The organism is Solimonas sp. SE-A11, assembly GCF_030345715.1.
Classification (GTDB): domain Bacteria; phylum Pseudomonadota; class Gammaproteobacteria; order Nevskiales; family Nevskiaceae; genus Solimonas_A.
Map to the genome: position 1 here is coordinate 78,232 of NZ_JAUASX010000004.1, position 20,972 is coordinate 99,203.

At 67.9% G+C, this 20,972-nt stretch carries 22 protein-coding genes; 11 read left to right on the forward strand and 11 right to left on the reverse strand.

The window, feature by feature from the left end; genetic code table 11:
• Positions 1-26: 26 nt before the first annotated feature.
• The gene (locus tag QT386_RS06710) at positions 27-1,025 is read right to left on the reverse strand and encodes a LacI family DNA-binding transcriptional regulator (protein WP_289272975.1); all 999 of its coding nucleotides are present in this window, start codon (positions 1,023-1,025) and stop codon (positions 27-29) included.
• 98 nt (positions 1,026-1,123) lie between these two features.
• Here QT386_RS06710 and QT386_RS06715 point away from each other — a divergent pair, with 98 nt between their 5' ends.
• The 8 genes from QT386_RS06715 to QT386_RS06750 all read left to right on the forward strand — a co-directional run bounded on the left by QT386_RS06715 (position 1,124) and on the right by QT386_RS06750 (position 11,074).
• Positions 1,124-2,116 carry an alpha/beta hydrolase gene (locus tag QT386_RS06715; protein ID WP_289272976.1) on the forward strand — a complete coding sequence of 331 codons (993 nt, stop codon included), beginning with the start codon at positions 1,124-1,126 and terminating at the stop codon, positions 2,114-2,116.
• 31 nt (positions 2,117-2,147) lie between these two features.
• Positions 2,148-3,065: an alpha/beta hydrolase gene (locus QT386_RS06720; RefSeq protein WP_289272977.1), complete on the forward strand. Its 918-nt coding sequence runs from the start codon at positions 2,148-2,150 to the stop codon at positions 3,063-3,065.
• Positions 3,062-4,831, forward strand: a complete 1,770-nt coding sequence (locus QT386_RS06725) for a trehalase family glycosidase (RefSeq protein WP_289272978.1) — start codon at positions 3,062-3,064, stop codon at positions 4,829-4,831. Before QT386_RS06720 ends, QT386_RS06725 begins: the two co-directional genes overlap by 4 nt.
• Before the next feature lie 62 nt (positions 4,832-4,893).
• Entirely contained in the window at positions 4,894-7,401 is a 2,508-nt protein-coding gene (locus QT386_RS06730; protein ID WP_289272979.1) for a TonB-dependent receptor, read from the forward strand.
• A gap of 10 nt (positions 7,402-7,411) precedes the next feature.
• A complete protein-coding gene (locus tag QT386_RS06735) occupies positions 7,412-7,831 on the forward strand; it encodes a response regulator transcription factor (protein ID WP_289272980.1) in 420 nt (139 codons plus the stop codon).
• Entirely contained in the window at positions 7,828-8,787 is a 960-nt protein-coding gene (locus QT386_RS06740; RefSeq protein ID WP_289272981.1) for an alpha/beta hydrolase, read from the forward strand. Before QT386_RS06735 ends, QT386_RS06740 begins: the two co-directional genes overlap by 4 nt.
• A gap of 94 nt (positions 8,788-8,881) precedes the next feature.
• A complete protein-coding gene (locus QT386_RS06745) occupies positions 8,882-10,510 on the forward strand; it encodes a long-chain fatty acid--CoA ligase (protein WP_289272982.1) in 1,629 nt (542 codons plus the stop codon).
• Positions 10,511-10,525: 15 nt separating this feature from the next.
• Complete coding sequence (locus QT386_RS06750; protein WP_289272983.1) at positions 10,526-11,074, forward strand: LuxR C-terminal-related transcriptional regulator; 549 nt, start codon at positions 10,526-10,528, stop codon at positions 11,072-11,074.
• Positions 11,075-11,113: 39 nt separating this feature from the next.
• On the opposite strand, the gene QT386_RS06755 is transcribed toward QT386_RS06750, so the two are convergent.
• Together QT386_RS06755 and QT386_RS06760 are read right to left on the reverse strand one after the other, a co-directional pair.
• A complete protein-coding gene (locus tag QT386_RS06755; RefSeq protein WP_289272984.1) occupies positions 11,114-11,911 on the reverse strand; it encodes an alpha/beta hydrolase in 798 nt (265 codons plus the stop codon).
• Positions 11,901-13,400: an NAD(P)/FAD-dependent oxidoreductase gene (locus QT386_RS06760; protein ID WP_289272985.1), complete on the reverse strand. Its 1,500-nt coding sequence runs from the start codon at positions 13,398-13,400 to the stop codon at positions 11,901-11,903. The genes QT386_RS06755 and QT386_RS06760 overlap by 11 nt, the downstream gene beginning before the upstream one ends.
• A gap of 104 nt (positions 13,401-13,504) precedes the next feature.
• On the opposite strand from QT386_RS06760, the gene QT386_RS06765 reads away from it, so the two are divergent.
• The 3 genes from QT386_RS06765 (at position 13,505) to QT386_RS06775 (ending at position 15,669) form a co-directional block, all read left to right on the forward strand.
• On the forward strand, positions 13,505-14,527 hold the full coding sequence (locus QT386_RS06765; protein ID WP_289272986.1) for an AraC family transcriptional regulator: 1,023 nt from the start codon (positions 13,505-13,507) through the stop codon (positions 14,525-14,527).
• A 91-nt stretch (positions 14,528-14,618) separates the two neighbouring features.
• Complete coding sequence (locus tag QT386_RS06770) at positions 14,619-15,251, forward strand: glutathione S-transferase family protein (RefSeq protein WP_289272987.1); 633 nt, start codon at positions 14,619-14,621, stop codon at positions 15,249-15,251.
• A gap of 82 nt (positions 15,252-15,333) precedes the next feature.
• Positions 15,334-15,669, forward strand: a complete 336-nt coding sequence (locus QT386_RS06775) for a DUF2834 domain-containing protein (protein WP_289272988.1) — start codon at positions 15,334-15,336, stop codon at positions 15,667-15,669.
• Here the strand turns inward: QT386_RS06775 and QT386_RS06780 are convergent.
• The 8 genes from QT386_RS06780 to QT386_RS06815 all read right to left on the reverse strand — a co-directional run bounded on the left by QT386_RS06780 (position 15,666) and on the right by QT386_RS06815 (position 20,954).
• A complete protein-coding gene (locus QT386_RS06780) occupies positions 15,666-15,800 on the reverse strand; it encodes a hypothetical protein (RefSeq protein ID WP_289272989.1) in 135 nt (44 codons plus the stop codon). The two genes, QT386_RS06775 and QT386_RS06780, sit on opposite strands and share 4 nt — an antisense overlap.
• Positions 15,801-15,882: 82 nt before the next feature.
• Positions 15,883-16,515, reverse strand: a complete 633-nt coding sequence (locus QT386_RS06785) for a MarR family winged helix-turn-helix transcriptional regulator (RefSeq protein WP_289272990.1) — start codon at positions 16,513-16,515, stop codon at positions 15,883-15,885.
• Positions 16,516-16,639: 124 nt separating this feature from the next.
• Positions 16,640-16,870, reverse strand: coding sequence for a hypothetical protein (locus tag QT386_RS06790; protein ID WP_289272991.1), 231 nt, complete (start codon positions 16,868-16,870; stop codon positions 16,640-16,642).
• A gap of 51 nt (positions 16,871-16,921) precedes the next feature.
• Positions 16,922-17,161, reverse strand: a complete 240-nt coding sequence (locus QT386_RS06795) for a sulfotransferase (protein ID WP_289272992.1) — start codon at positions 17,159-17,161, stop codon at positions 16,922-16,924.
• On the reverse strand, positions 17,109-17,396 hold the full coding sequence (locus tag QT386_RS06800; protein WP_289272993.1) for a hypothetical protein: 288 nt from the start codon (positions 17,394-17,396) through the stop codon (positions 17,109-17,111). Before QT386_RS06800 ends, QT386_RS06795 begins: the two co-directional genes overlap by 53 nt.
• A gap of 251 nt (positions 17,397-17,647) precedes the next feature.
• Entirely contained in the window at positions 17,648-19,159 is a 1,512-nt protein-coding gene (locus tag QT386_RS06805) for a serine hydrolase (RefSeq protein ID WP_289272994.1), read from the reverse strand.
• 27 nt (positions 19,160-19,186) lie between these two features.
• A complete protein-coding gene (locus tag QT386_RS06810) occupies positions 19,187-19,510 on the reverse strand; it encodes a hypothetical protein (protein WP_289272995.1) in 324 nt (107 codons plus the stop codon).
• 133 nt (positions 19,511-19,643) lie between these two features.
• A complete protein-coding gene (locus tag QT386_RS06815) occupies positions 19,644-20,954 on the reverse strand; it encodes an MFS transporter (protein WP_289272996.1) in 1,311 nt (436 codons plus the stop codon).
• Positions 20,955-20,972 lie beyond the last annotated feature (18 nt).

Here is a 20,972-nt window from a genome sequence, read left to right on the forward strand (position 1 = left end):
GTACGAAGCGGTGGATCCGCTTTCTGTCAGGTGCCTCGGACGACCAGGTCGGTCGGCAGCAGGACGGGCGCCGCGGGGGTGCCCTGGATGATCTGCATGAGCCGCTCCACCAGGATCGCCCCGGCCAGGCGGGTGTCCTGCCGGACGGTGGTCAGGGCCGGCGCATGGTGGACTGCGGCGGGACTGTCGTCGTAGCCGCAGACGCTGCAGTCTTCAGGCACCGCGATGCCTCGCTCCCGCAGCGCGGACAGCGCGCCCATGGCCATGGTGTCGCTCCCGGCGAACACGGCATCCGGCGCGGCCTTGCCGGAATCCAGCCGGTTGAGCATGGCGGTACGGCTGGCGACAAAGGAGAGGTCGGGAACCTCGAGTTCCTCGACGGCGGTGCCCCAGGCCTCGGCGAAGCCGCGGTGGCGCTGCTCGATCTCCAGGTGACCGCGAGGCCCCAGGAACATGGCGCGCTTGCGCTTCAGGCTGCGGAAACGCTGCGCGACCAGCCGCCCCCCCAGCGGGTTGTCACTGCCCAGGATGCAATAGCTGGCATCGGCCCGATGTGCGCCCCAGACCACGAAGGGCACGCCGGCCTTGGCCAGTGCCCGGAACTCCTCGTGGCGCCCGGCCTGTCCCAGCAGGATGATGCCGTCGACACCCTTGTTGGCCAGCATGTGTTCGAAGCCGCCCTGGTGGGCCGACTGCTCGGAGCACAGCAGCACGTCCTGCTGCCGCACGGCCAGGGCATTGGCGATGTTGGCCAGCAACTCGAAGTGGAAAGGATCCGACAGCCGGTTCTCAGGCAGGTGCGGAAAATCGATGACCACGGCGATGGTGTCCGTACGCTGGCGGCGCAGGTTCTGCGCGCTGCGGTTGACCACATAACCGTGGCGCCGGGCAATCTCGAGGATGCGTTGCTTGGTCTCGTCGGATACCAACGGGCTGTCCTGCAGCGCCCGCGAGACGGTGGGCTTCGACACGCCGGCCAGGCGCGCGATGTCGTCCATCTTCTTGGGACCGGTGTTCTTCTTCACGCGATTCGGATCCGTGTTTCTTTCTGGCGGCCCTGAGCCGATGCACGGCAATCTAACAGTCTTTGCAATCGATTTCAAAAAAAGCTAGAGTCGCGGCCATGTTGAATCCTGCCCCCATTGCCGCCACCGGGTTCCCGGAGCCCGCCAGCCATCTGTCCAAGGAGGCCCTCCGGTATTTCCGCGAGATGTTCTCCCGGCAGGAGCGGGATGCCATGCAGTTCCCCGCGGTGGAGGACATCGCCGGCTGGCAACGGCGCAACCGCGAGGAAATGGGCAAGCGGGAATCCATGAATGCCGGCCTGCTTGAGCGCTACGGCGCCGAACTGCAGCGGATCCACATGGGCGGCGTGCCCGTTGCCGACATCCGCCCCGCTCGCGGGGCCATTCCCGGCAAGGCGCTGCTCTATGTGCACGGTGGCGGCTTCGTCGGCGGCGCGGCCTGCGATGCTCTGGACAGCACGCTGCCGCTGGCCGAGGAAACCGGCCTGCGCATCCTGTCGGTGGACTACACACCCGCTCCGGAAGCGGATCATGCGCTGATCGGCGAGCAGGTGCTGGCCGTGCTTGCCTCTCTGTACGCGCAGGGCTTTTCCCCTGGAGACGTCGGCATCTACGGCGACTCGGCCGGCGCCACCATCGCCGCCTCCGCCATGCTGCGGGCACGCCTGCGCGGCCTGCCCCTGCCGGCCGCACTGGTGCTGTGGTCGCCCTGGGCCGACCTGACCTGCAGTGGTGACAGCTACCGCACGCTGACCGACGCCGAGCCCTTCTACAAAGAGGCCTTCCTTGCCATCGGCGCCCGCTGCTATGCCGGCGAGAGCACGGCGGACGATCCGCTGGTGTCGATCCTGTTCGCCGACTACGCGCCGGGCTACCTGCCCACGCTGATCCAGTGCGGCACCCGCGAGCTGCTCCTCAGTGACGCGATACGCCTGCACCGCCGGATACAGGACAGCGGCGTGGAAGCAGAGCTCGATATCTATGACGGGCTATGGCACGTATTCCAGTTCAAGCCGATCGATTCGCCGGAAGCCATCCAGGCCCGGAAGCGCACCGGCGAGTTCCTGCTGCAGCGGCTTGGCGTCGCCTGAAAACCAACCTACCACTCGATTGCGCCCATAAATGAAAACGATTGCACCACTCCAGGGCTGGAAGCTCCGATCGCTCTTCGCCGTCACCGAGCTGATGGCGCGCCTGGGTATCGGCGGCCCCACCTCGCAGGTCATGAAGCAGCCAGTCGCACGTCGTGCCGCCGTGGTTCCGGCGCCGTGGATGCTGCTGCCGATGCCGCCGACCGGCGTCGAGCGCGCAAGCCTTCCGGGCCGCGGCGGGCCGATTCCGGTCAAGCGCTTCCTGCCGCGTACGCCGAAGCCCTCCGCGACACCGATCCTGTTCCTGCACGGCGGCGGCTGGGTCGCCGGCGGCGTCGACTCGCTGGACTACCTCTGCACCCACCTGTGTGACCGGCTGGGCACCGTGGTGACCTCCGTGGGCTATCGCTTGGCGCCGGAGCATCCCTATCCGGCCGCGCTGGACGACTGCGAGGACGCTCTGGCCACGCTGCTGGCGGCGTCTCCCCAGGCGGACGTCGTCGGCGACAGCGCCGGCGGCAACCTCACCGCGGCGCTGGGCCTGCGGATGCGCGGGCGCAGTGGCATTCGCAAGCAGGTCATCATCTACCCCTTCCTGGACCTCACGATGTCCTCGCCCTCCATCGATCCGCCGCGGCAGGGCATGTCGCGACGCGACGCGGAGCTGATCGTCGCCGCGTACCGGGGCACGGCGTCCGTCGATGATCCCTTCGTCTCGCCGCTGCACGCGCCGGATCTCAGCGGCCTACCGCCGGCCGTGATCGTGACCGCCGACTGCGACCCGTTGCGCGACGACGGCATCCGCTATGCCGAGCGCCTGCGCGAGGCCGGGGTACCGGTGCGCTTCGAGAACTACCTGGGCATGCCCCATGCCTTCCTGTCGCTGGCCAGCCTCAGCTCGGCCGCGCCGGTCTGTGTCGACATGATCGTCGAGGAACTGCAAGCGTGAGCAGCGACGTCGCCCACGCCTTCGAGTGGAGCGTCGCCGATGGCGACGTGCTCGGCGTGACCGACCGCGCCGAGATCCAGGCGCGCTCGGACTGGGCGCGCGGCCTGCTCAACCGCGTGCGCCATCCGGAAGTGCCGTCGGTGACGGACCTGCACCTGCCGCTGGCCAAGCCAGTCGTGGGCCATGGGCGTTCCGAGCCATCGCCCGGCCTGGCAAGCCCGCTGATAGAAGAGGCGCGCATCCTGCGCCTGCATCCCGACTACAAGACCCTGTCCGACCTGCATCGCCGCGACCAGGACGATGCCTGGACGGCACATTGGCAATCGCAGTTCGCCGCCCTCGCCGACACCCGTCCGGAGCACCGCATCGAAGCACGGCGCAAACTGCTGCTGCGCTACCTTGACTCCGCTTACGAGGCAGAAGACAACTTCGAAGGCCTCGACTCCGATTTGGTCCGCCCGCAGTGGCGACTCGAACATCCCGACGCCCGGGTCCGAACCGCCTTCGATCACATCGAGACCCACTGGAGCAAGCTGGTGAAGACCAGCGCCGGTGCGCGCGGCAGCTCGCTGCTGCGCACGCCCTACCCCTTCCTGATTCCGGCCGGACGCTTCCGCGAGGCCTACTACTGGGATACCGCCTTCGGTATCGACGGGCTGATCGCCACCGGCCGGCTGGAACTGGCGCGGATGCAGGCCGACAACTTCCTGGAGTTGATCCGTCGCTTCGGCTTCGTGCCCAACGGCAACCGGGACTATTACCTGAGCCGCTCGCAGCCACCGATGTCCAGCCGCCTGGTCCGCGCCGTGGTGGAGGCCACAAACACCGAGCTTCGTGACAGCGGCGATGCGGATCGCGCCGCCACCCTGCTGGCCTGGGTGCGCGAACGCGCGGTGCCGCTGCTCGCCAGCGAATTCCTGGACTTCTGGTCCAACCCCCAGACGCGCTTCGACGCCGCCACCGGCCTGCACCACCATTGGGACGCACTCGACGTGAAGCGCCCCGAGCGCTATTCCGAGGATGAGGAAGCAAACCTCGGCAAGACCCTGCGCGACGTGCGTGCCATGGCCGAATCGGGCCTGGATTTCACCATCCTCTACGCCGGCCCCTCCGGCAAGAACGAGATGTCCGGCTTCGCGCCGGTGCTGCTCAACGCGCTGCTGGCGCGGTTCGCCGTCGACGTCGCCTCGCTGGCCGGCTTCGCCGGCATGCAGGACCTGCAGGACCGCTTCTCCCGCCTCGCCGCCGAACGCCGCGCCGCCATCGACCGTCATCTCTGGGACGAGGACGGCGGCTGCTACCGCAGCCTGCACCTGGAAACCCGCCGGCGCAGCAGCGGCATCGGTTTCACCGTGTTCGCTCCGCTGTTCGCCGGCATCGCGTCGCAGCGCCAGGCAGAGCGTGTGCTGCTGGCGGCCCAGCCGCTGCTGCGCCGCGGCGGCGTGGCCGGCTCCAGCCGCTTCGATTCGTTGCACCAGTGGGACGGCGACAACGGCTGGGCACCGGCGCAGGTGATGGCCGTGCGCGGCCTGCGCCTCCATGGCTTCGACGACGCCGCGCGCGACATCGCCCGGCGCTGGGTCGAGGCCCTCGCCACGGTGTTCGGCAAGCACGGCGGATTCTTCGAGCGCATCAATGTCGAGACGCTCGACCTGCCGGTGCGCAAGGGCCACCAGTATCCCGTCCAGGAGGGCTTTCTCTGGACCAATTCCAGCTTTGTGTGGATGGCCACAGAAGTCCTGGGCCATCCGCTGAAACCCATCTAGGGGCCAAGTACCCCGGAAACCGGCCAGACCACTGGCCGCTAATTGTCCTCGAGGAGAGCATCGTGTCGAAGAAGTCCCGTGGGTCCCTGCCCCCCGTCATCCGGAGCGAATCAAGCCTGCGCGCCGCCATGATGGCGCCGCTGATGGCCCTGACCATCGGCGGCTGCCTGCTGGCGGCCGCCCCTTCGCCTGCCGGTGCCCGGGAGCAGCCGACCCCGGCCTCCGAGGACCTGCTGCTCGATGAATTGCTGAACTCGCCCGAGCCCGAGGTACCCACCGCGAATCCTGCTCCGCCTGCGAACCCGGACTCGGCGCCCGAGGAAGCCACCGTCGCCGCGGACACGTCCGACGAAGTCCTGCCCACCATCGCCGTCGGGCAGAAGGCCGCGCCGGCCCCGTCGCTGAAGCAGCCGCCGTCGAGCCCGCAGATCGAGGAAGTGGTCGTCACCGCCACCAAGCGCGCCGAAAACGTCCGCGAGATCCCGGCCAGCATCTCGGCCGTATCCGGCGACGAGTTGGAGCAGCGCGGCGCGCAGGATGCCACCGACATCGCCAAGCTGGTGCCGGGCGTCAATGTCACCTCCACCGGCGACAGCCCGCAACGCGTGACGATCCGCGGCATCTCGGCCGACATCGGCACCAGCTCCACCACCGGCATCCTGTTCGGCAACGTCTCGTTCACCGACACCTACGCCCCGGTCGTCGCGCTCGACCCCAACCCCTTCGACATGGCCTCGGTCGAGGTCCTGAAGGGTCCGCAGGGCACGCTCTACGGCGCCTCTGCGCTGAACGGCGCCCTGCGCTACGTGCCGACCACGCCGCGCTTCGGCGAGTACGAAGTGAAGTGGTTCGGCCAGTACACCTCGGTGCACGAGGGCGACGCTGCCCCCACCTATGGCGCGGCAGTCAACCTGCCGCTGTACTCGGACCAAGTGGCCTTGCGCGTGATGGCCTTCGACCGCACCAGCCCCGGCGTCATCGACAACACCCGCTCGGGCGCCAAGGACGTCAACCGCGTCGACCAGCAGGGCGCACGTGCCCTGCTCGGCTGGCGGCCGAACGAAACCTGGGACGTCCTGCTCACCACGGCCTGGCAGGAAACCCACTTCCGGGATGTCGGCATCGCCGACAACGACGAGGGCCGCCTGGAGTCCAACGACCGCGCCCGCCCCAGCCCCAACCGCACGGAATACTCCCTGGCCGACCTCAGCCTGACCTACGACGGCGACTGGGCGCAGTTCGTGTCGGACACCTCCTGGATCGAAAAAAGCGGCCGCAACTTCTTCGATGCCAGTTCACGCACGCTGGGCTCCGGTGCGCTGCCCCTGCTGGCGCAGACCTACCGCGGCGACTCCACCACCATCGGCCAGGAATTCCGCCTGGTGTCGGCCGACGATTACGAAAGCCCCTGGAAGTGGGTGGCCGGCGTCTTCGCCTGGCAGCAGGAGCTGAAGAACATCCTGACCGTGCCGTTGGCGGTGGATGTGACGCCGCTGGCCACGATCATCGACCTGCTGGATCTCGAAGCGCTCAGTTCGCTGTTCGCCGGCAACAATCCCAAGGTGCTGGAGACCGCGGCCGACGTCCGGGTGCGGGAGCTCGCCGCCTTCGGCGAAGTCACGCGCCGCCTGGGCGATGACGTGGAACTCTCGCTCGGCGGACGCCTGTACCGCACCACCTCCGGCGGCGACAACGTCCAGTCCGGCCCCTACGTCCTCGCCAATCAGCTGCGATCGCCGTATGTGTTGCACGGCGATATCGAGGAAACCGGCTTCAATCCCAAGGCCTCGCTGCTCTGGCACGTCAACGATGATGTCCTGGGCTACGCCGCCATCTCCAAGGGCTTCCGCGTGGGCGGCGTGCAGACCGGCCTGACCGGGCCCACTTCCAACGCGCCCGACGTGTTCAAGTCCGACACGCTGTGGAACTACGAGGCCGGCGTGCGCACGCAATTCCTGGACAACAGCCTGCGCGTGGACATGACGGCATTCTGGGTCGACTGGAAGGACCCGCAGAGCCTGCAACCCGATGCCTCCGGCCTGTCCGTGCACATCGCCAATGTCGGCGGCGTGCGCAGCCGCGGCGCCGACCTGTCGGTGCAGTACCTGATCCCCTGGGCCGGCCTGATGCTGACCACTGCCGTCACCTATGCCGACACCGTGACGACCACCGAATTCACCACGGCGACAGGCGACGTCTACCCGGCCGGCACCAACTGGCCGCTGGCGCCGAAGTGGCAGACCGCGACCAACCTGTCGTTCATGGCGCCCCTAGGAGACTGGGTGCTGGGCGGCTTCGCTACCTACTCCACCATCGGCGCCACCACCGCGACCTTCGGCTCGCACGAGATCTTCGGCTACCAGCAGGTGGACCTGCAGTTCAGCGCCTCCAACGGGCAGATCAAGTGGCTGCCGCAGATGGCGCTGATCCTCAACAACCTCACCGACGAGCGCGGCCTGACCAACGCCTTCACCTCGGGCATCCCGACCCCGCAGCTGGCGGCCGAGGAGTACTACTACATCACGCCGCGCTCGATCACGCTGCGCTTCATGGGCCGCTTCGGCGGCTAGGGAAACGATCATGCTCGCTGAACCTCGCCATCCGACCTCCAGCACGCGGACCCGCCGCTCGCGTAGCGCCGTGAGCCCGCAGCCGATACCGGAAGGCGTCCGCCAGGAGCTGACCGTCCGCGAAGGAGAAGTGCTGGCCCTCGCGGGACAGGGCCTCTCGATCAAGGGCATCGCCCAGGCGCTCGGGATTTCCTCCGGCACCGTCACCTGGCACCTCAAGAACTGCTACCAGAAGTACGGTGTAGGCTGCCGCGAGCAGGCCCTGCGCCAGGCCCGGCTACAGGCGCAGATCCGCCCGGTCGCCACCTCGGTCTGCGAATGCGGACGCGTGCACGCGCTGTGGGGGCCGGGCCCCGTCAATGCCCCGGACATGAATGCTCCGGACCATCACAACGGCCTCGCCACCTCGCCGCAGGGAGAACGGAAGTGAAGCAAGAGAAGTTCAAGGGATTCCCGCTGCGCGCGTTCTACGCCCTGCACATGCTGGCGCGCCGCCTGGGGCTGGGCAACAACGCCGAGAAAGCGCTGGCCATGCCGGTGGCCCTGCGCAAGGCCATGCGCCCGCCGGGCTTGCTGACCTATCCCCTGCCGGCCGACGTGAGCCAAGAGCGGATCACGATCACGGGACGCTCGGAACCCATCACCCTGAAGAAGTACCTGCCCTCCCGGCTGAATCCCGATCAGCCCCGCGTGTACTTCATCCACGGCGGCGGCTGGATTCATGGCGGCCTCGAGACCCTGGACCATCTCTGCGCCAACCTGAGCCGCGATGCCGGATGCATGGTGGTGTCGGTGGAATATCGCCTGGCACCCGAGACGCCGTTCCCGGGAGCACTGGAAGACTGCGACGACGCCCTGGATTGGATCGCCACCGATCCCTCGCTGGGGCCCTTGCCTGCGGCCGGCATCGCCGTGGTCGGTGAAAGCGCGGGCGGCAACCTCGCCGCAGCGCTGTGCGTGCTGCGCGCCCGCCGCGGCAACTCGCCGATCAAGCACCAGACACTGATCTATCCCGCGCTGGATGCCACCCTGGCCTCCCCATCCATGAGCAGCATCGACCAGCCGGGCCTGGAGCGGCACAACATGCTGCGCGTGCTGGATGCCTACCGCGGCCAAGCCGAGCTCACCGACCCGCTGCTGTCGCCGATGTTCGCCGAAAACTTGCCGGACCAGCCGCCCGCGTTGATCCTCACCGCCGACATCGACCCGCTGCGCGACGATGGCGCGCGCTACGCCCGCAAGCTGGCCGATGCCGGCGTGCCCACCCGGTACGTCAACTATGCCGGCATGCCGCACGGCTTCTTCTTCATTCCCCGCATCTGCTCGGCGGCCGCCGAGGGGCGCGCCGAGATCGTCAAGGCGCTCGCCGCGCTGGCAAGGCCCTGAGCTACGCCAGAGGGTGAAACCGCCCGGAGAGCCGGGTACCGTCGCAAGCATTCGAGCGGGCTCCAGCCCACCGCAGAGATCGAGGAGATCGCAAATGAAAGCAGGCCTGATGCAGTCCACCCCGCTGTCGATATCGTCCATCCTGGACTTCGCCGAGCGGGCCCACGGAGGCCGCGAGATCGTCTCGCGGCTGGTCGACGAACCGCTGTGGCGCTATGACTACGCCGGCCTCTCGCGGCGCGCACGCCAGCTCGCCCAGGCCCTGGGCCGCCTCGGCGTAGACGCCGGCGGCGCCGTCAGCTCGCTGGCCTGGAACACCCACCGCCACCTCGAACTGCTCTACGCCGTGCCCGGCATCGGTGCGGTGCTGCACACCGCAAACCCGCGCCTGCACGACGACCAGATCGTCTACACGCTGAACCACGCCGACAGCACGGTGCTGCTGTTCGACCGCAACCTGCTGCCACTGGTGGAGCGCATCGCCCCCCGGCTGAACCAGATGCGGACCTACGTGATGCTCAGCAACGTCGAGCGCCACGCCGCCGGCAGCGTGGGCGCCCTGTGCTACGAAACCCTGCTCGCCGGCGAGACCGGCGACCTGGCCTGGCCCCGCTTCGACGAGAACACCGGCGCCGTGCTGTGCTACACCTCCGGCACTACCGGCGATCCCAAGGGCGTGCTCTACAGCCATCGCGCCGTGGTGCTGCACGCCATGGCCGAGAGCCTGGCCTCCGCGTTCGGCTTCAATGCTTTCGACGTGGTGATGCCCTGCTCATCGCTGTACCATGCCACCGCCTGGGGGCTGCCATATGCCACGCTGATCTGCGGCGCCAAATTCGTGCTACCGGGCGACAGGATGGACGCCGCGAGCCTGCATGAGCTGATCGTGACCGAAGGCGTCACCTTCACCGGCGGTGTGCCCACCATCTGGACCGGCTACCTCGACTGGCTGGACCGCAACGGCGCCACGCCCGGAAACCTCAGGCGCCTCACCATCGGCGGCTCGGCCGTGCCGCGCGTGATGGCCGAGACCTTCCAGTCACGCTACGGCGTGCAGGTTCTGCAGATCTGGGGCATGACCGAAACCTGCCCCCTGGGCGTAGTTGCCACGCCGACGCCGTCGCTGGCCGCGCGCGGCGAGGAAGCGATGTGGGACACCATCTGGACGCGCCAGGGCCGACTGCAGTTCGGCTTGGAGCTGCGCTGTGTCGACGAAGCAGGAAACGAAGTGCCGCGCGACGGCAGCAGCTCCGGCACCCTGCAGGTGCGCGGCCCCTGGGTGGTGCAGCGCTACTACCGGCGCGACCAGGATGCCGCCGACAGCCAGGGGTGGTTCGACACCGGAGACGTCGCCACCCTCGACGAGGAAGGCTTCCTGCGCATCACCGACCGCAAGAAGGACGTGATCAAGTCCGGCGGCGAATGGATCAGCTCCATCGACCTCGAGAACGCCGCCGCCGGCTGCCCGGGCGTCAAGGTCGCCGGCGTCATCGGCGTGCCCCATCCCAAGTGGGATGAGCGCCCGGTGCTGATCATCGAAGCCCACCCCGATGCAAGGCTGACACGCGAATCCGTGCTGGAATTCATGACGCCGCACATCGCCAAGTGGTGGCTCCCGGAAGAAGTGGTCTTCTCCACGGTTCCCCTCACCGCCACCGGCAAGGTCGACAAGAAGGCCCTGCGCGAGCGCTACAAGGGACTGCGTCTCGACAGCGCCGGCTGAGGTCCTGCTGCCATCATGATCTGGACCGGCCCCGAAGCCTTCGAGCGCAGCCTCAACACGATCCTGCAGGGCTACCTGCAGAGATCGCCCGAGGCCCTGGTGTTCTTCGAACACCGCGGCGCACTGCTGTGCCAGAACGCCCATGGCGAAAGCCAGTTCAAGCGCTGGAACCGAGCCCTGCGCCAGGGGCAGGAAGCCGCGAGCCTGCCGGCCGCCCTGCACACCGCCTTCCAGGGCGGCGACACGCCCCTGCAGTTGCAGCATCCCGAACTGCCGGGCCTGTCCGCCATCCTCGAGCCCACACCGGGAGGCTTCGTGCTGCGGCTGCTGGATACGCCCATCCCGGAAGGCGCGGACGAGCTCTCCGCCCATGCCCTGGCGGCGCTGCAGAAACTCTCCCGCTCGGAACAGCGCGTAGCCCGCTTGGTGGTCAAGGGGCTGCGCAACGACCAGGTGGCCGAGCGCCTGTGCCGCTCGCCGCGCACCGTCGAATTCCAGCTGAACAGCACCTTCCGCAAGCTCGGCGTACGCAACCGCGTCCAGCTCTCGCGGCTGCTGGCCTGAGCCTGAGGGCAGCCGGCCCGCCGGCCGCCCACGGGTCGATCAGCGTTTGGCCGCCAGGCCGCGTCCCACCTGCAGCACGAAGTCCGAGAACTCCGCAGCCACCTGCTCCCAGCCGTTGTCGAGCATCAGGTTGTGGGCCATGCCGGAATACATCCGCGCTTCCACACCATAGGCCTTGGCCGTGCCATGCACGATGTTGGGCGGGAAGATCACGTCCAGCTCGCCGCCGATCACCCACTTGGGCAGCGCCGGGTCGGCCAGCCTGGGCTTGGGCAGGTCCAGGAAGATCATGTCGAGGAAGGCCCGGAAGGACTCGTTGGTCAACGGCTTCCAGTACTGCTCCACCACCCTCGCATCGAGCCCTGCGCTGTAGAACAGCGCATGCGCAAAGGCCGGCTCACGCACCAGGTAGTACAGGTCCAGGCCCGCCACCGAGCGCAGCAGCGCCAGCGGCCGCGTGCGCAGCAGGTGCAGCACTACGTTGATGACGCCCTGCGGCGGCGCCGCCGCCACCAGCACCGCGCCGGCCAGGTTCTTCGGCCGGCGCTCCATCAGCTTCTGCACCGTGAAGCCGCCCATCGAATGGCCCGCGACCACCACCGGGCGCGGGCTGCGCTCGACGGCAGCCTCCACGGCATCCGCGTACTCGCGGATCGACGGAAAGCCGATGCTCTGCGGGCCCGGCTTGCCGCCGTGCCTGGGCAGGTCCATCGTCTCCACGTGGTGGCCGAGCTCGCGCAGCCGCGGCGCGAACTGGCGCTCCCAGCACCAGGCGCCGTGCCAGGCGCCATGCACCAGCAGGATCGACGGTGCTTCTGCCACCGCCTCAGGCCGCACGGCGCAGGGGCTCCGGCTGGGTGCTCGCGGGACGCGGCGGCTGGGTCTCCAGGTGGGCCGGATCGGCAATATCCGTACGCAGCATCATCTCGCGATCCTCCTGGTAGTTGTGACGGACGATCCAGGGCATCACCTTACCCTGGCGCGGCAGCAGGTGCTTGGCGCGCTGTACGTAGCCGGCGCTGAGCTGGTCGAGCACGCTGCTGTCGAGCTGGGCGTTCTGGCGGTCGCGCGGTATCACCACGGCCTGGCCGTTCTGGTCCATGTGCTTGAACAGGCGGCACAGGTACAGGCTCGACATGTCGGCCTTCATGGTCCACGACAGGTTGATATAGCCGAAGATCCAGGCGAAGTTCGGCAGGTCCTGCAGCAGCACGCTCTTGTACGACATCTTCTCGGCCGTCTTGTACGGCGCGCCATCCACGCTCAGCGCCATGCCGCCGAACATCTGCACCTGCAGCCCGGTCGCGGTAACGATGATGTCGGCCTGCAGCGTGCGGCCCGACACCAGGCGGATACCGTTCTCGGTGAAGCGCTCGATACCGTCGGTCACCACGTCGGCCCGGCCACCGCGAATGGCGGTGAACAGGTTGGCGTTGGGCACCGCGCAGAGACGCTGGTCCCAGGGCTCGTACTGCGGGTTGAAGTCCTTGTCGGTGTAGCGCTCGCCGAGGTGGCGCTTGGCCTGGCCGACGAAGAAGCGCCGCATGGCCTTGGGGAAGCGTTTGCACAGCTGGTAGGTGGTCTGCCAGATCTCCAGGTTGCGCTTGCGCGCGATGGCGAAGCTCCAGCCGTCCGGCAGCACCTTGTCGAGCACCTGGGTCATGCGGTCCCAGCCCGGCAGCGAGAAGATGTAGGTGGGGGAGCGCTGCAGCATGGTCACCTTGGCGGCCTTCTCGGCCATCGACGGCACCAGCGTCACCGCGGTCGCGCCGCTGCCGATCACCACCACCTTCTTGCCGGTGTAGTCGAGGTTCTCCGGCCACTGCTGCGGGTGGATGATCTGGCCCATGAACTGGTCCTCGCCCCGGAAGGTGGGACGGTAGCCCTGGTCGTAGTTGTAGTAGCCCTGCGCGCTGACCACGAAGCGGGCCTGGAAGCTGCGCTTCTCGCCGCTGGGTTCGTGGGTGGCGCTGATGGTCCAGAGCTGCGCCTGGCTGTCCCAGTCTGCCGCGGTGCAGTGGATGCCGTATTCGATGCGGTCGGCTACGCCGAAATCACGCGCGGCGTCGCCCAGGTAGTTGCGGATGCTGCTGCCGTCGGCCAGCGTGCGGTAGTCGCGCCAGGGCTTGAACTGGAAGCCGTAGGTGAACATGTCCGAGTCCGAGCGCACGCCCGGGTACCGGAACAGGTCCCAGGTGCCTCCGATCCGCTGGCGACGTTCCAGCACCAGGAAGGACTTGTTGGGCTGCTCGGTCTTCAGGCGGCAGGCCATGCCGATGCCGGAGACGCCGGCGCCGATGATCACCACATCCAAGATCTTGCTCATTTCCATCTCCTCACTGCGTGTTCGAGCTTTCGAGTGAGCGCATATTCCAGCGATCGCCTCCACGCTTCTTGACTTTCCGAGACAGAGGATTTGCAATTGGAGACATGTCGACATTGATCCGAGCCGCCGGCATGCGCGGCGCCTCCGAGGTCCTGCGAGAGCTTGGCCTGGCCATCGAGCCGCTGATGGAGCGGCTGCAGATTCCGCGCGCCGCGCTGGGCGACGAGGAGCTGCGCATCTCGCTGCCGGCCTACTCCCAGCTGCTGGAACTGGCCAGCGAAGCCACCGGCTGCCCCGACCTCGGCCTGCAGATCGCCGAACACCAGGACATCGGCATCCTCGGCCCGCTGGCCATCGCCGCGCAGAACGCCTCCACCATGGGCGAGGCGATGAAGGTCATGAGCGGCTTCCTGCACACGCATTCCAGCGGCATCCGCCTCAGCCTGCATCCCGAATATCCACTCCCCGACCAGATCAGCCTGCGGCTCACCCTGATCACACCGAGCTGGCAGTCGCGCCGCCAGCTGATGGATCTCTGTCTCGCCGACCTCCACCACTTCACCGCCTTCCTGGCCCAATCCCCGCTGCCCCTGCTCGGCGTCACGTTGCCGCACGCACCGCTGGCCTCGGCGGAGCGCTATGCCGAGTTCTTCGGCCACGCCGTGGAATTCGGCCATCCGCACGCCGAGCTGATCCTGCCCAGCGGCTTTCTCGACCGCAGCCTCAGCGGCGCCGTCGCCGCGCTGCACCGCCTGAGCCTTGAATACCTCGCGATGGCCTTCGAAGGCGGCGGCAAGACCGTGGGCGAGCAGGTGGAGGAAATCCTGCGCCGCGCCCTGTCCAGCACACGCGGACGCCGTGAGGTGGTGGCGCGACTGCTGCACCTGCATCCGCGCACCCTGCAGCGGCGCCTGGAGGCCGAAGGCCTGTCGTTCTCCGACATCGTCGACACCGTGCGCCGCGACCAGACCCGCCGGTGGCTCACCGAATCCGACGTACCGCTGGCGCATGTCGCCGAGATCGTCGGGCTCGCCGACCAGGCCGTGCTCTGCCGTAACTGCGCGCGCTGGTTCGGGCGCTCCCCTGCGGCGATCCGCGCGCGTGGACTGCCTGCCAAGTCCGACTAGCCCTGGCAGGCAGCGAACGATGGCCGCCCGCATCCGGGCCAGCTAGTCTCCCGTAGCTGAACCCATCCAATCGGCCAGGAACAATCCGCGCATGATCACCATCCATCACCTCGGCGTCTCGCAGTCCGACCGCATCGTCTGGCTCATGGAGGAGCTGGGCCTGCCCTACACACTGGAGTGGCATGACCGCGGCCCGGACCGCCTGGCCCCACCGGAATATCTCGCCCTGCATCCTGCCGCGATGGCGCCGGTGATCCAGGACGGCGACGTGGTGCTGGCCGAGTCCACCGCCATCGTGCAATACCTCGCGCACAAGTACGGCGGCGGACGCCTGACCGTGGCGCCCAATACCCCGCACTACGCCGACTACCTGTACTGGCTGCAGTTCAACAACAACATCATGTCAGGCTTCTTCGTGAAGTCCGCGCTGAAGGCCGCGGGCGGCCATGACGGCGGCATCATCGGCAAGATGGCCCAGCGCCGTTCCGACGGCCTGTTCCGGCAGATGGACCAGCACCTCGCCTCCCATGCCTGGCTCGCCGGCGACGAGTTCAGCCTGGCCGATCTCATGTCCGGCTTCGCTCTCACCACCCTGCCCGCGGTCAGCGGCCAGAAGCTGGACGGGCTGCCCAACCTGCAACGCTACGTGCAACAGCTCACCGCGCGCCCCGCCTGGCAGAAGGCCATGTCCATCGCCGGCCCGCAGGCCAGGCGCCCCGCCTAGCCCTGCCTGGGGCTCATGCGTTTGCACCATGCCCGTCGTCGGGAGGAATGCCAGCATCCCCTCCAGGCCGCGGGAGATTCCGATGTCGATGCGTGAAGGGCTTTACGCGCTGCTGGGCATCGCCGGCGCGGTGATCGGCTGGCACTACAACCTGCAGTACCTGCAGCAGCCGGACTCCGGCTGGATCGACTGGATCCGGCAATGCATGGTGAATCCAGCGGCCACGTCGGCGCTGATGGACCTGACGTTCACCTACCTCATCGTCGGCACCTGGATCGTGTTCGAGGCCAGGCGCCTCGCCATGCGACGCGCCTGGCTCTGCGTGCCCATCACGGTCTTCGTCAGCCTGGCCCTCGGCCTGGCACTCTTCCTGATCTTGCGCGAGCGCCGCCTGAAATCGCTTGGCCCCGCCGCCTAGCGCCGCATCAGGACCCCGATCGGCACCTCGATCCACAGCGTCTCGCCGCCTTCGAGGCAACCCACGCCGACCATCGCCTGTTCCAGGCCATGCGGCTGCTGTAAATGCGCCTGGGCTACGAAGCGGATCACTGGCCACTCGCCGCCTACGGCAGGGTCTTGCGGTATCGGGCGGCGTCCGACTGCAATCGGGCGCCCCCTTTGGTTCTCCGCACTACTGCGGAACCGCTTGCCGGAAGCGCCTGGCATTGGCGGCAACCTGCTGTTTCCTGCCCGGGTCCTGCTCCGTGCAATCCACGCGCAGATCCGCATGCCCGAACGGTTTCCGGACGAAGCCGCAGAAATGTGGCTGCTCCCGGTCCTGTGTCGCGTACGGCTGGAAGAAGCGGCAGCCCAGGCAGGTGCGCGGGCCGGTCGCCAGCCCCTGCTGCTGCGCCTCGTAGACCATCAGCTGCGTGATGCGCAGCAGCGCACCCAGGTCATCGGCCTCCAGGCGCTTGAGCAGGCCGGCCATGCCGCCCTCCCCGCCCAGCAGCTCCTGCGCCATCTTCCCGCCGTCCACGCTCAGACGCACGATCGCCGCGCGTCCGTCGGCCGGGTCGGGCAAGCGCTCGATCCAGCCCTTGGTCTCCAGCACCTTCAGCGAATCGCTCAGGCTTGCCGCCGAGATACCCAGCCGCTCCGCCAGCTGCCGCGCCCGCTGCCCGGCCGGCACGCCCTCCAGTGCCCGCAGCACCGCGGCCTGGGTCGGCGGCAGGTCCTTGCTCCAGGACTGCGCACGCACCAGCGACGCCAGCTGGTCCAAGCCGGCTGCCGCCTGTCTGCGCTGATCGTTGCTGGTACTCATGCGATGTAAGATAGGAGTCCTAGTTAAGTATCGCAAGTCCCGTCACCGCCCCCATTGATGCTCCGCCCGCAACCGGTCATGGGTCAGCCAAGACCACGGGCCAGAGCGCTTTTCAGCGTCGCCTTCAGCCGATCATTGTCTTCATCGGAATCGCAAAGCGCTCGCGGTACCCGCGAAAGTGCCGGCGCACGCCTTCCGCCGTCAGGCCGAACTCCTCCAGCGAGTACACATGCCGGCCGTGCTTGTGCTGCGGGTTCTCCTGCGCCAACCGCGTCATGCGGGCCTCCGCCTCCACGCCCAGCGGCTCGCCGAAATGCGCATAGAGCCGGCGCATGGTGCCCACCGGGTCGCGCAATTGCTCCTCGTCATGGATATCGTGGATCGAGTCGCCGCCATGCTTCTCGCGCTAGGCCTGCTGCCGCGCGATCATCAGGTCGGAGGCCTCCAGCAGGGTCTGCCGGATCTCGCCCAGGTCCATGCTGTCGCTGTACATCGGCCGCACGTGGCGCAACAGACTGCAGGCCGATCCCACCACCTCCGCCGGATCGCGGTGCGTCATGACCGGTTGCGCATCCGGATACACCGCCGTCAGGTCATTCAGGAACAGCGGGTGCCAGGGGTTCTTCAGCGTCCAGCACCCGCGCACGCTGCAGCCGCTCCGGCGCCTGGTCCAGCGCCACCACGTCGTCTATACCCCGGTCCTTCAACCACAGGATCATGCCCAGGCCGACCGGCCCGCAGCCGAACACCACCACCTTGCCTCCCAGCTTCAACTGCGCACGGTTAACGCCATGCAGCGCCACCGCCAGCGGCTCGCCCACCGCTACGATCTCGTCTTTCGCCTCATGGCCCAGCGGCGAATCGAACAAACCCTTCGCCATGACCCTCTCCGCTTTTCGCTACGGATGTTTCAGGCCCCTGCCTCATCGGGCACGCACAAGTGTCGAGAAGCGGTCAGGCCAGGCCGCGATGGGGCCCAATAGAGAACGGCACAAAGCCGGCATCCACCCAGGCAGTCCCCTCTACCCTCGCGGCGGGGGTTGGGAACGAGGTCATGGATGACCGAACCGACGAGGATCAAGTCCGATCAGCCTGTGATGGCCGGCCACATCGCCCAACCGTCGCAAAAACCTCAGTCCGCCGCCCCAGCCTCCAGATGCTTGCCCACCGCCGCCAGCACCGCCTCCCATTCCTTCTGGGCGATGGTATCCACCGGATCGTTGCCGAAGCGCACGCCCACCACGTTCAGCGCCGGCATCACGCTGACGAGCTGGTGCCCGTAACCCTCCGCCGTGTAGTTGCCGGACTCCGCCTCGCCCAGGTGGGGCCACATGTAGCCGCGCGGGCCGCCGCCGCTCGCCTTGTCGTAGTTGTGCGAAGCCGCCACCCAGGCCGCCGGAATGATCTGCCGTCCGTCGATGCTGCGTCCGCCGCGGCGATGCAGCTCGCCGAAGCGGACCATGTCCCGTGGCGTGGCATGCAAGCCCATCGAGGCAAAGGTATTCCCCAGGCGATCCACCATGACCAATGCATCGTCCTGCATGCCCGCCGGCTGCCAGATCTTCTCCGACAGGATCTGCGCATAGGGCCTCTGGTAGACCCGCTCCAGCAGCCAGGCCAGCATCTGCGCGTCGCCGCTGTTGTAGCGGTAGAACTCGCCCGGCGGCGACACCCGCGTCAGCCGCAGCAGGTATTCGTCACGCGTCATGCCGACCAAGCCGTTCGAATGGTAGTCCGCGCCCATCAGGACCAGCTGCTCGGGCTGGTGCACCGGCACATCGACCCAATAGGTGCCCGACTCCATCTGCAGCAGGTCCTCGACACTTACCCCCTCCCAGACGGTGCCGCTGGCCTCCGCGATGTACTTGGTGATCGGGTCGTGGATCGAGTCGACAAGCCCCTCCGCCACCGCAATGCCCACCAGCGACGTGGTGACCGACTTGGTGACCGACCACATATGGTGGCGGGTCTTGGAGTTGAAGCCGTTCTGGTAGTCGTCGTAGATGAACCGGCCCTTGTGCATGAACGCGATCGCATTGGTGGACCCGCTCTGCATGAACTGATCGACCGTACGCGTGCGGCCGTTCACCTCGTAGGTGATCTGGCCGAGGTCCTGCTTGGCCTCCGGCAGCGCCGCGGCCGCCGGATTGGCCCGCACCACCTGGGTCGGCAGGATCACGATGGCCGTCGTCGCCTCCACCGGCAGCAGCAGGATCGAGAACTCGAAATCCGTTGCATCCTGCAGCAAGCGCGTTGCCTGCCCTCCGCTCAGCAACAATTCCGCGCGCGCCTGCAGCATGGCCAGCAGCGGGCCGAAGCCGGGAATGAATTCGTTCGGCGTCGGGTACAGCCGGCCTAGGTGCATCGCGATGATCTGGCCCAGTTGCTCCGGCATCGTCGAGAGCGCCAGCAGGGCCTGCGCCGGATCGGACGGCAACGAGTATAGGCCGCTGCGCTCCACCATGTGCAGCAGTTCCGCGGCCAGGATCACCCCTTCGTTCGGCGGCTCGGGCGTGGTGCCCCCCGGCTCCTGGGGCTCCGGCTGGGTCCGCGCCTGCTCCGTCTCCGCGGACGTTCCACACGCCGCCAATGCCAGCGTTACCACCGCGGCACCCAACAGGCGCCGCCAAGCGGATGTATCCATGATGCTCCCCCCCGATGTTTATGTTTTTTATCCGGTTTCGATGATCCCGCTGCTTCCGGGATCATCCAATAGCAAAATACACCCAGCGGCCGGTGCGGAAAACCACAGCCATTCCCTCATGCCAATCCTTTCGGCAAGCGCGCGACGGCGTGTTGGCGCGGCCTCCAGGCCTGCCGATGCCTCCGCCTCGTAGACCGAGGAGGAAAGGCCGTTAATATGCAGGGTCCGGGCACGCACCCGGCCGCCGAGGCCGGCGGCGACTCCGGGATGGGAATCAGCGAGTTCACGGGATCCGTGCATGACGCGTTCCGCAGATGACAAACGCATCGGGGCAGGCACGATGGATGTCATGGGAAACGCTTGCCGATCGGTCGATTTGCGTGCGCGCGGTCACCGGATCCCGTGGCTTGCCGCCAGCGGATCAGGGGCAACCGTCTTTCGCGGTCTTCACGATCGTATGCCCCGCGCGATGACCGCGCAGCTTTCAAGAGCCCCCCGGCTTCCCGAGAATCGGGCCCGCCCCACCCAGGCGCAACAATGCCGGGGACAGGAAACCGGCCAGGCTCATCAGTGCCCCGAGAGCGCCCATCAGCACGAACAGCCAGCGGATCCCCAGCCACTCCCCCAGCGGCGTGGCCAGCATCAGGCCTACGGGCGCCGCCAGGCCCATCACCATGCTGAGCAGCGCCAATACGCGGCCCTGCAGGTGATTGGGAATCGTCGTCTGCAGCAGCGCCGTCAGCGGCGCATTGCCCAGGATGAAGCTGGTCCCGCTGATCGCCCAGCAGGCCACCGCCACCGCGAAGAGTCCGGCCGGCGCCAAGGCCGTCAGCGACATCGCCAGGCAGGACAGTGCGAAGCCGCCCAACACCCAGGGCACCTGCCGCTGCGGCGCGAATGCCGCCACCACCAGCCCACCGATCACCATGCCGACACCGCCGAAGCCTTCGATGAGCGCGACCTGCGGCGCCCCACCGCCGAAATGCTCCTTCACCAGCAGCGGCACCAGCGTGAACGTCGGCATGATCACCAGCACCACGGCACCCAGCAGCACATAGAGCCGGCGGAGCCCAGGCTCACTCCAGACCAGGTGGATGCCTTCCCGGAAATCCCGCCAGATGCCACCGGCCCCCGCCTTGGGCGCACGTGACTGGGGGATGGTGAACAACAGCAGGGGTACCACACCCAGCAAGGCCGTGATGACGTCCAGGCTCAGCGCCCAGCCCATCGGCATCACGCTGATGGCCAGCGCCCCCAACGGCGCCGCGGCCACCACCGTCAAGGCCTGCAGCGTCTGGTTCAGCCCTGCCGCGCGCGGCAGGAAGCTCAGCGGCACCAGCATCGCCATGCTGGCCGCCGCCGCCGGAGCCTGGAAGGCCTGCATGGCGCTGCGCACGAACATCATCGCGTACACATGCCAGAGCGCGATGCTGTCGGTCAGGAACAGCAGGATCAGCACCGTCATGCACAGCGCGCTGACCACATCGGCCCCGATCATCAGCAGGCGCCGGCTGTAGCGGTCGGCAAAGGTGCCGCCCAGCGGGCTCAGCAGCGCCTGCGGCAGCAGCGCCACCAGGCCGGCGGTGGCCAGCGCCGATACGCTACCCGTGGTGTCGGTGATCCACCAGAGCAGCACGAACTGCGTCAGCGCGGAGCCCACCAGCGAAAGCGCCTGGCCGATGAAGATCGCCCAGAAGCGCAACCGCCAGCCCGGTCCGGGATCCTGCGCCGGTTGCGCCAGCGCCTGGGCTTCGAGGGCCGGATTGGCGGGGGTGGGACCGCTGGGAATGTGCATCGGGGATGCTCGTTCGGA

What these genes read in the sequence shown, in the direction of transcription:
- QT386_RS06775 (WP_289272988.1), top strand. Translation starts at nt 15,334, where the DNA reads ATGTCGATGCGTGAAGGGCTTTACGCGCTGCTGGGCATCGCCGGCGCG.
- QT386_RS06760 (WP_289272985.1), bottom strand. Translation starts at nt 13,400, where the DNA reads ATGAGCAAGATCTTGGATGTGGTGATCATCGGCGCCGGCGTCTCCGGC.
- QT386_RS06750 (WP_289272983.1), top strand. Translation starts at nt 10,526, where the DNA reads ATGATCTGGACCGGCCCCGAAGCCTTCGAGCGCAGCCTCAACACGATC.
- QT386_RS06785 (WP_289272990.1), bottom strand. Translation starts at nt 16,515, where the DNA reads ATGAGTACCAGCAACGATCAGCGCAGACAGGCGGCAGCCGGCTTGGAC.
- QT386_RS06800 (WP_289272993.1), bottom strand. Translation starts at nt 17,396, where the DNA reads ATGGCGAAGGGTTTGTTCGATTCGCCGCTGGGCCATGAGGCGAAAGAC.
- QT386_RS06765 (WP_289272986.1), top strand. Translation starts at nt 13,505, where the DNA reads ATGTCGACATTGATCCGAGCCGCCGGCATGCGCGGCGCCTCCGAGGTC.
- QT386_RS06810 (WP_289272995.1), bottom strand. Translation starts at nt 19,510, where the DNA reads ATGACATCCATCGTGCCTGCCCCGATGCGTTTGTCATCTGCGGAACGC.
- QT386_RS06770 (WP_289272987.1), top strand. Translation starts at nt 14,619, where the DNA reads ATGATCACCATCCATCACCTCGGCGTCTCGCAGTCCGACCGCATCGTC.
- QT386_RS06715 (WP_289272976.1), top strand. Translation starts at nt 1,124, where the DNA reads ATGTTGAATCCTGCCCCCATTGCCGCCACCGGGTTCCCGGAGCCCGCC.
- QT386_RS06735 (WP_289272980.1), top strand. Translation starts at nt 7,412, where the DNA reads ATGCTCGCTGAACCTCGCCATCCGACCTCCAGCACGCGGACCCGCCGC.
- QT386_RS06745 (WP_289272982.1), top strand. Translation starts at nt 8,882, where the DNA reads ATGAAAGCAGGCCTGATGCAGTCCACCCCGCTGTCGATATCGTCCATC.
- QT386_RS06720 (WP_289272977.1), top strand. Translation starts at nt 2,148, where the DNA reads ATGAAAACGATTGCACCACTCCAGGGCTGGAAGCTCCGATCGCTCTTC.
- QT386_RS06815 (WP_289272996.1), bottom strand. Translation starts at nt 20,954, where the DNA reads ATGCACATTCCCAGCGGTCCCACCCCCGCCAATCCGGCCCTCGAAGCC.
- QT386_RS06805 (WP_289272994.1), bottom strand. Translation starts at nt 19,159, where the DNA reads ATGGATACATCCGCTTGGCGGCGCCTGTTGGGTGCCGCGGTGGTAACG.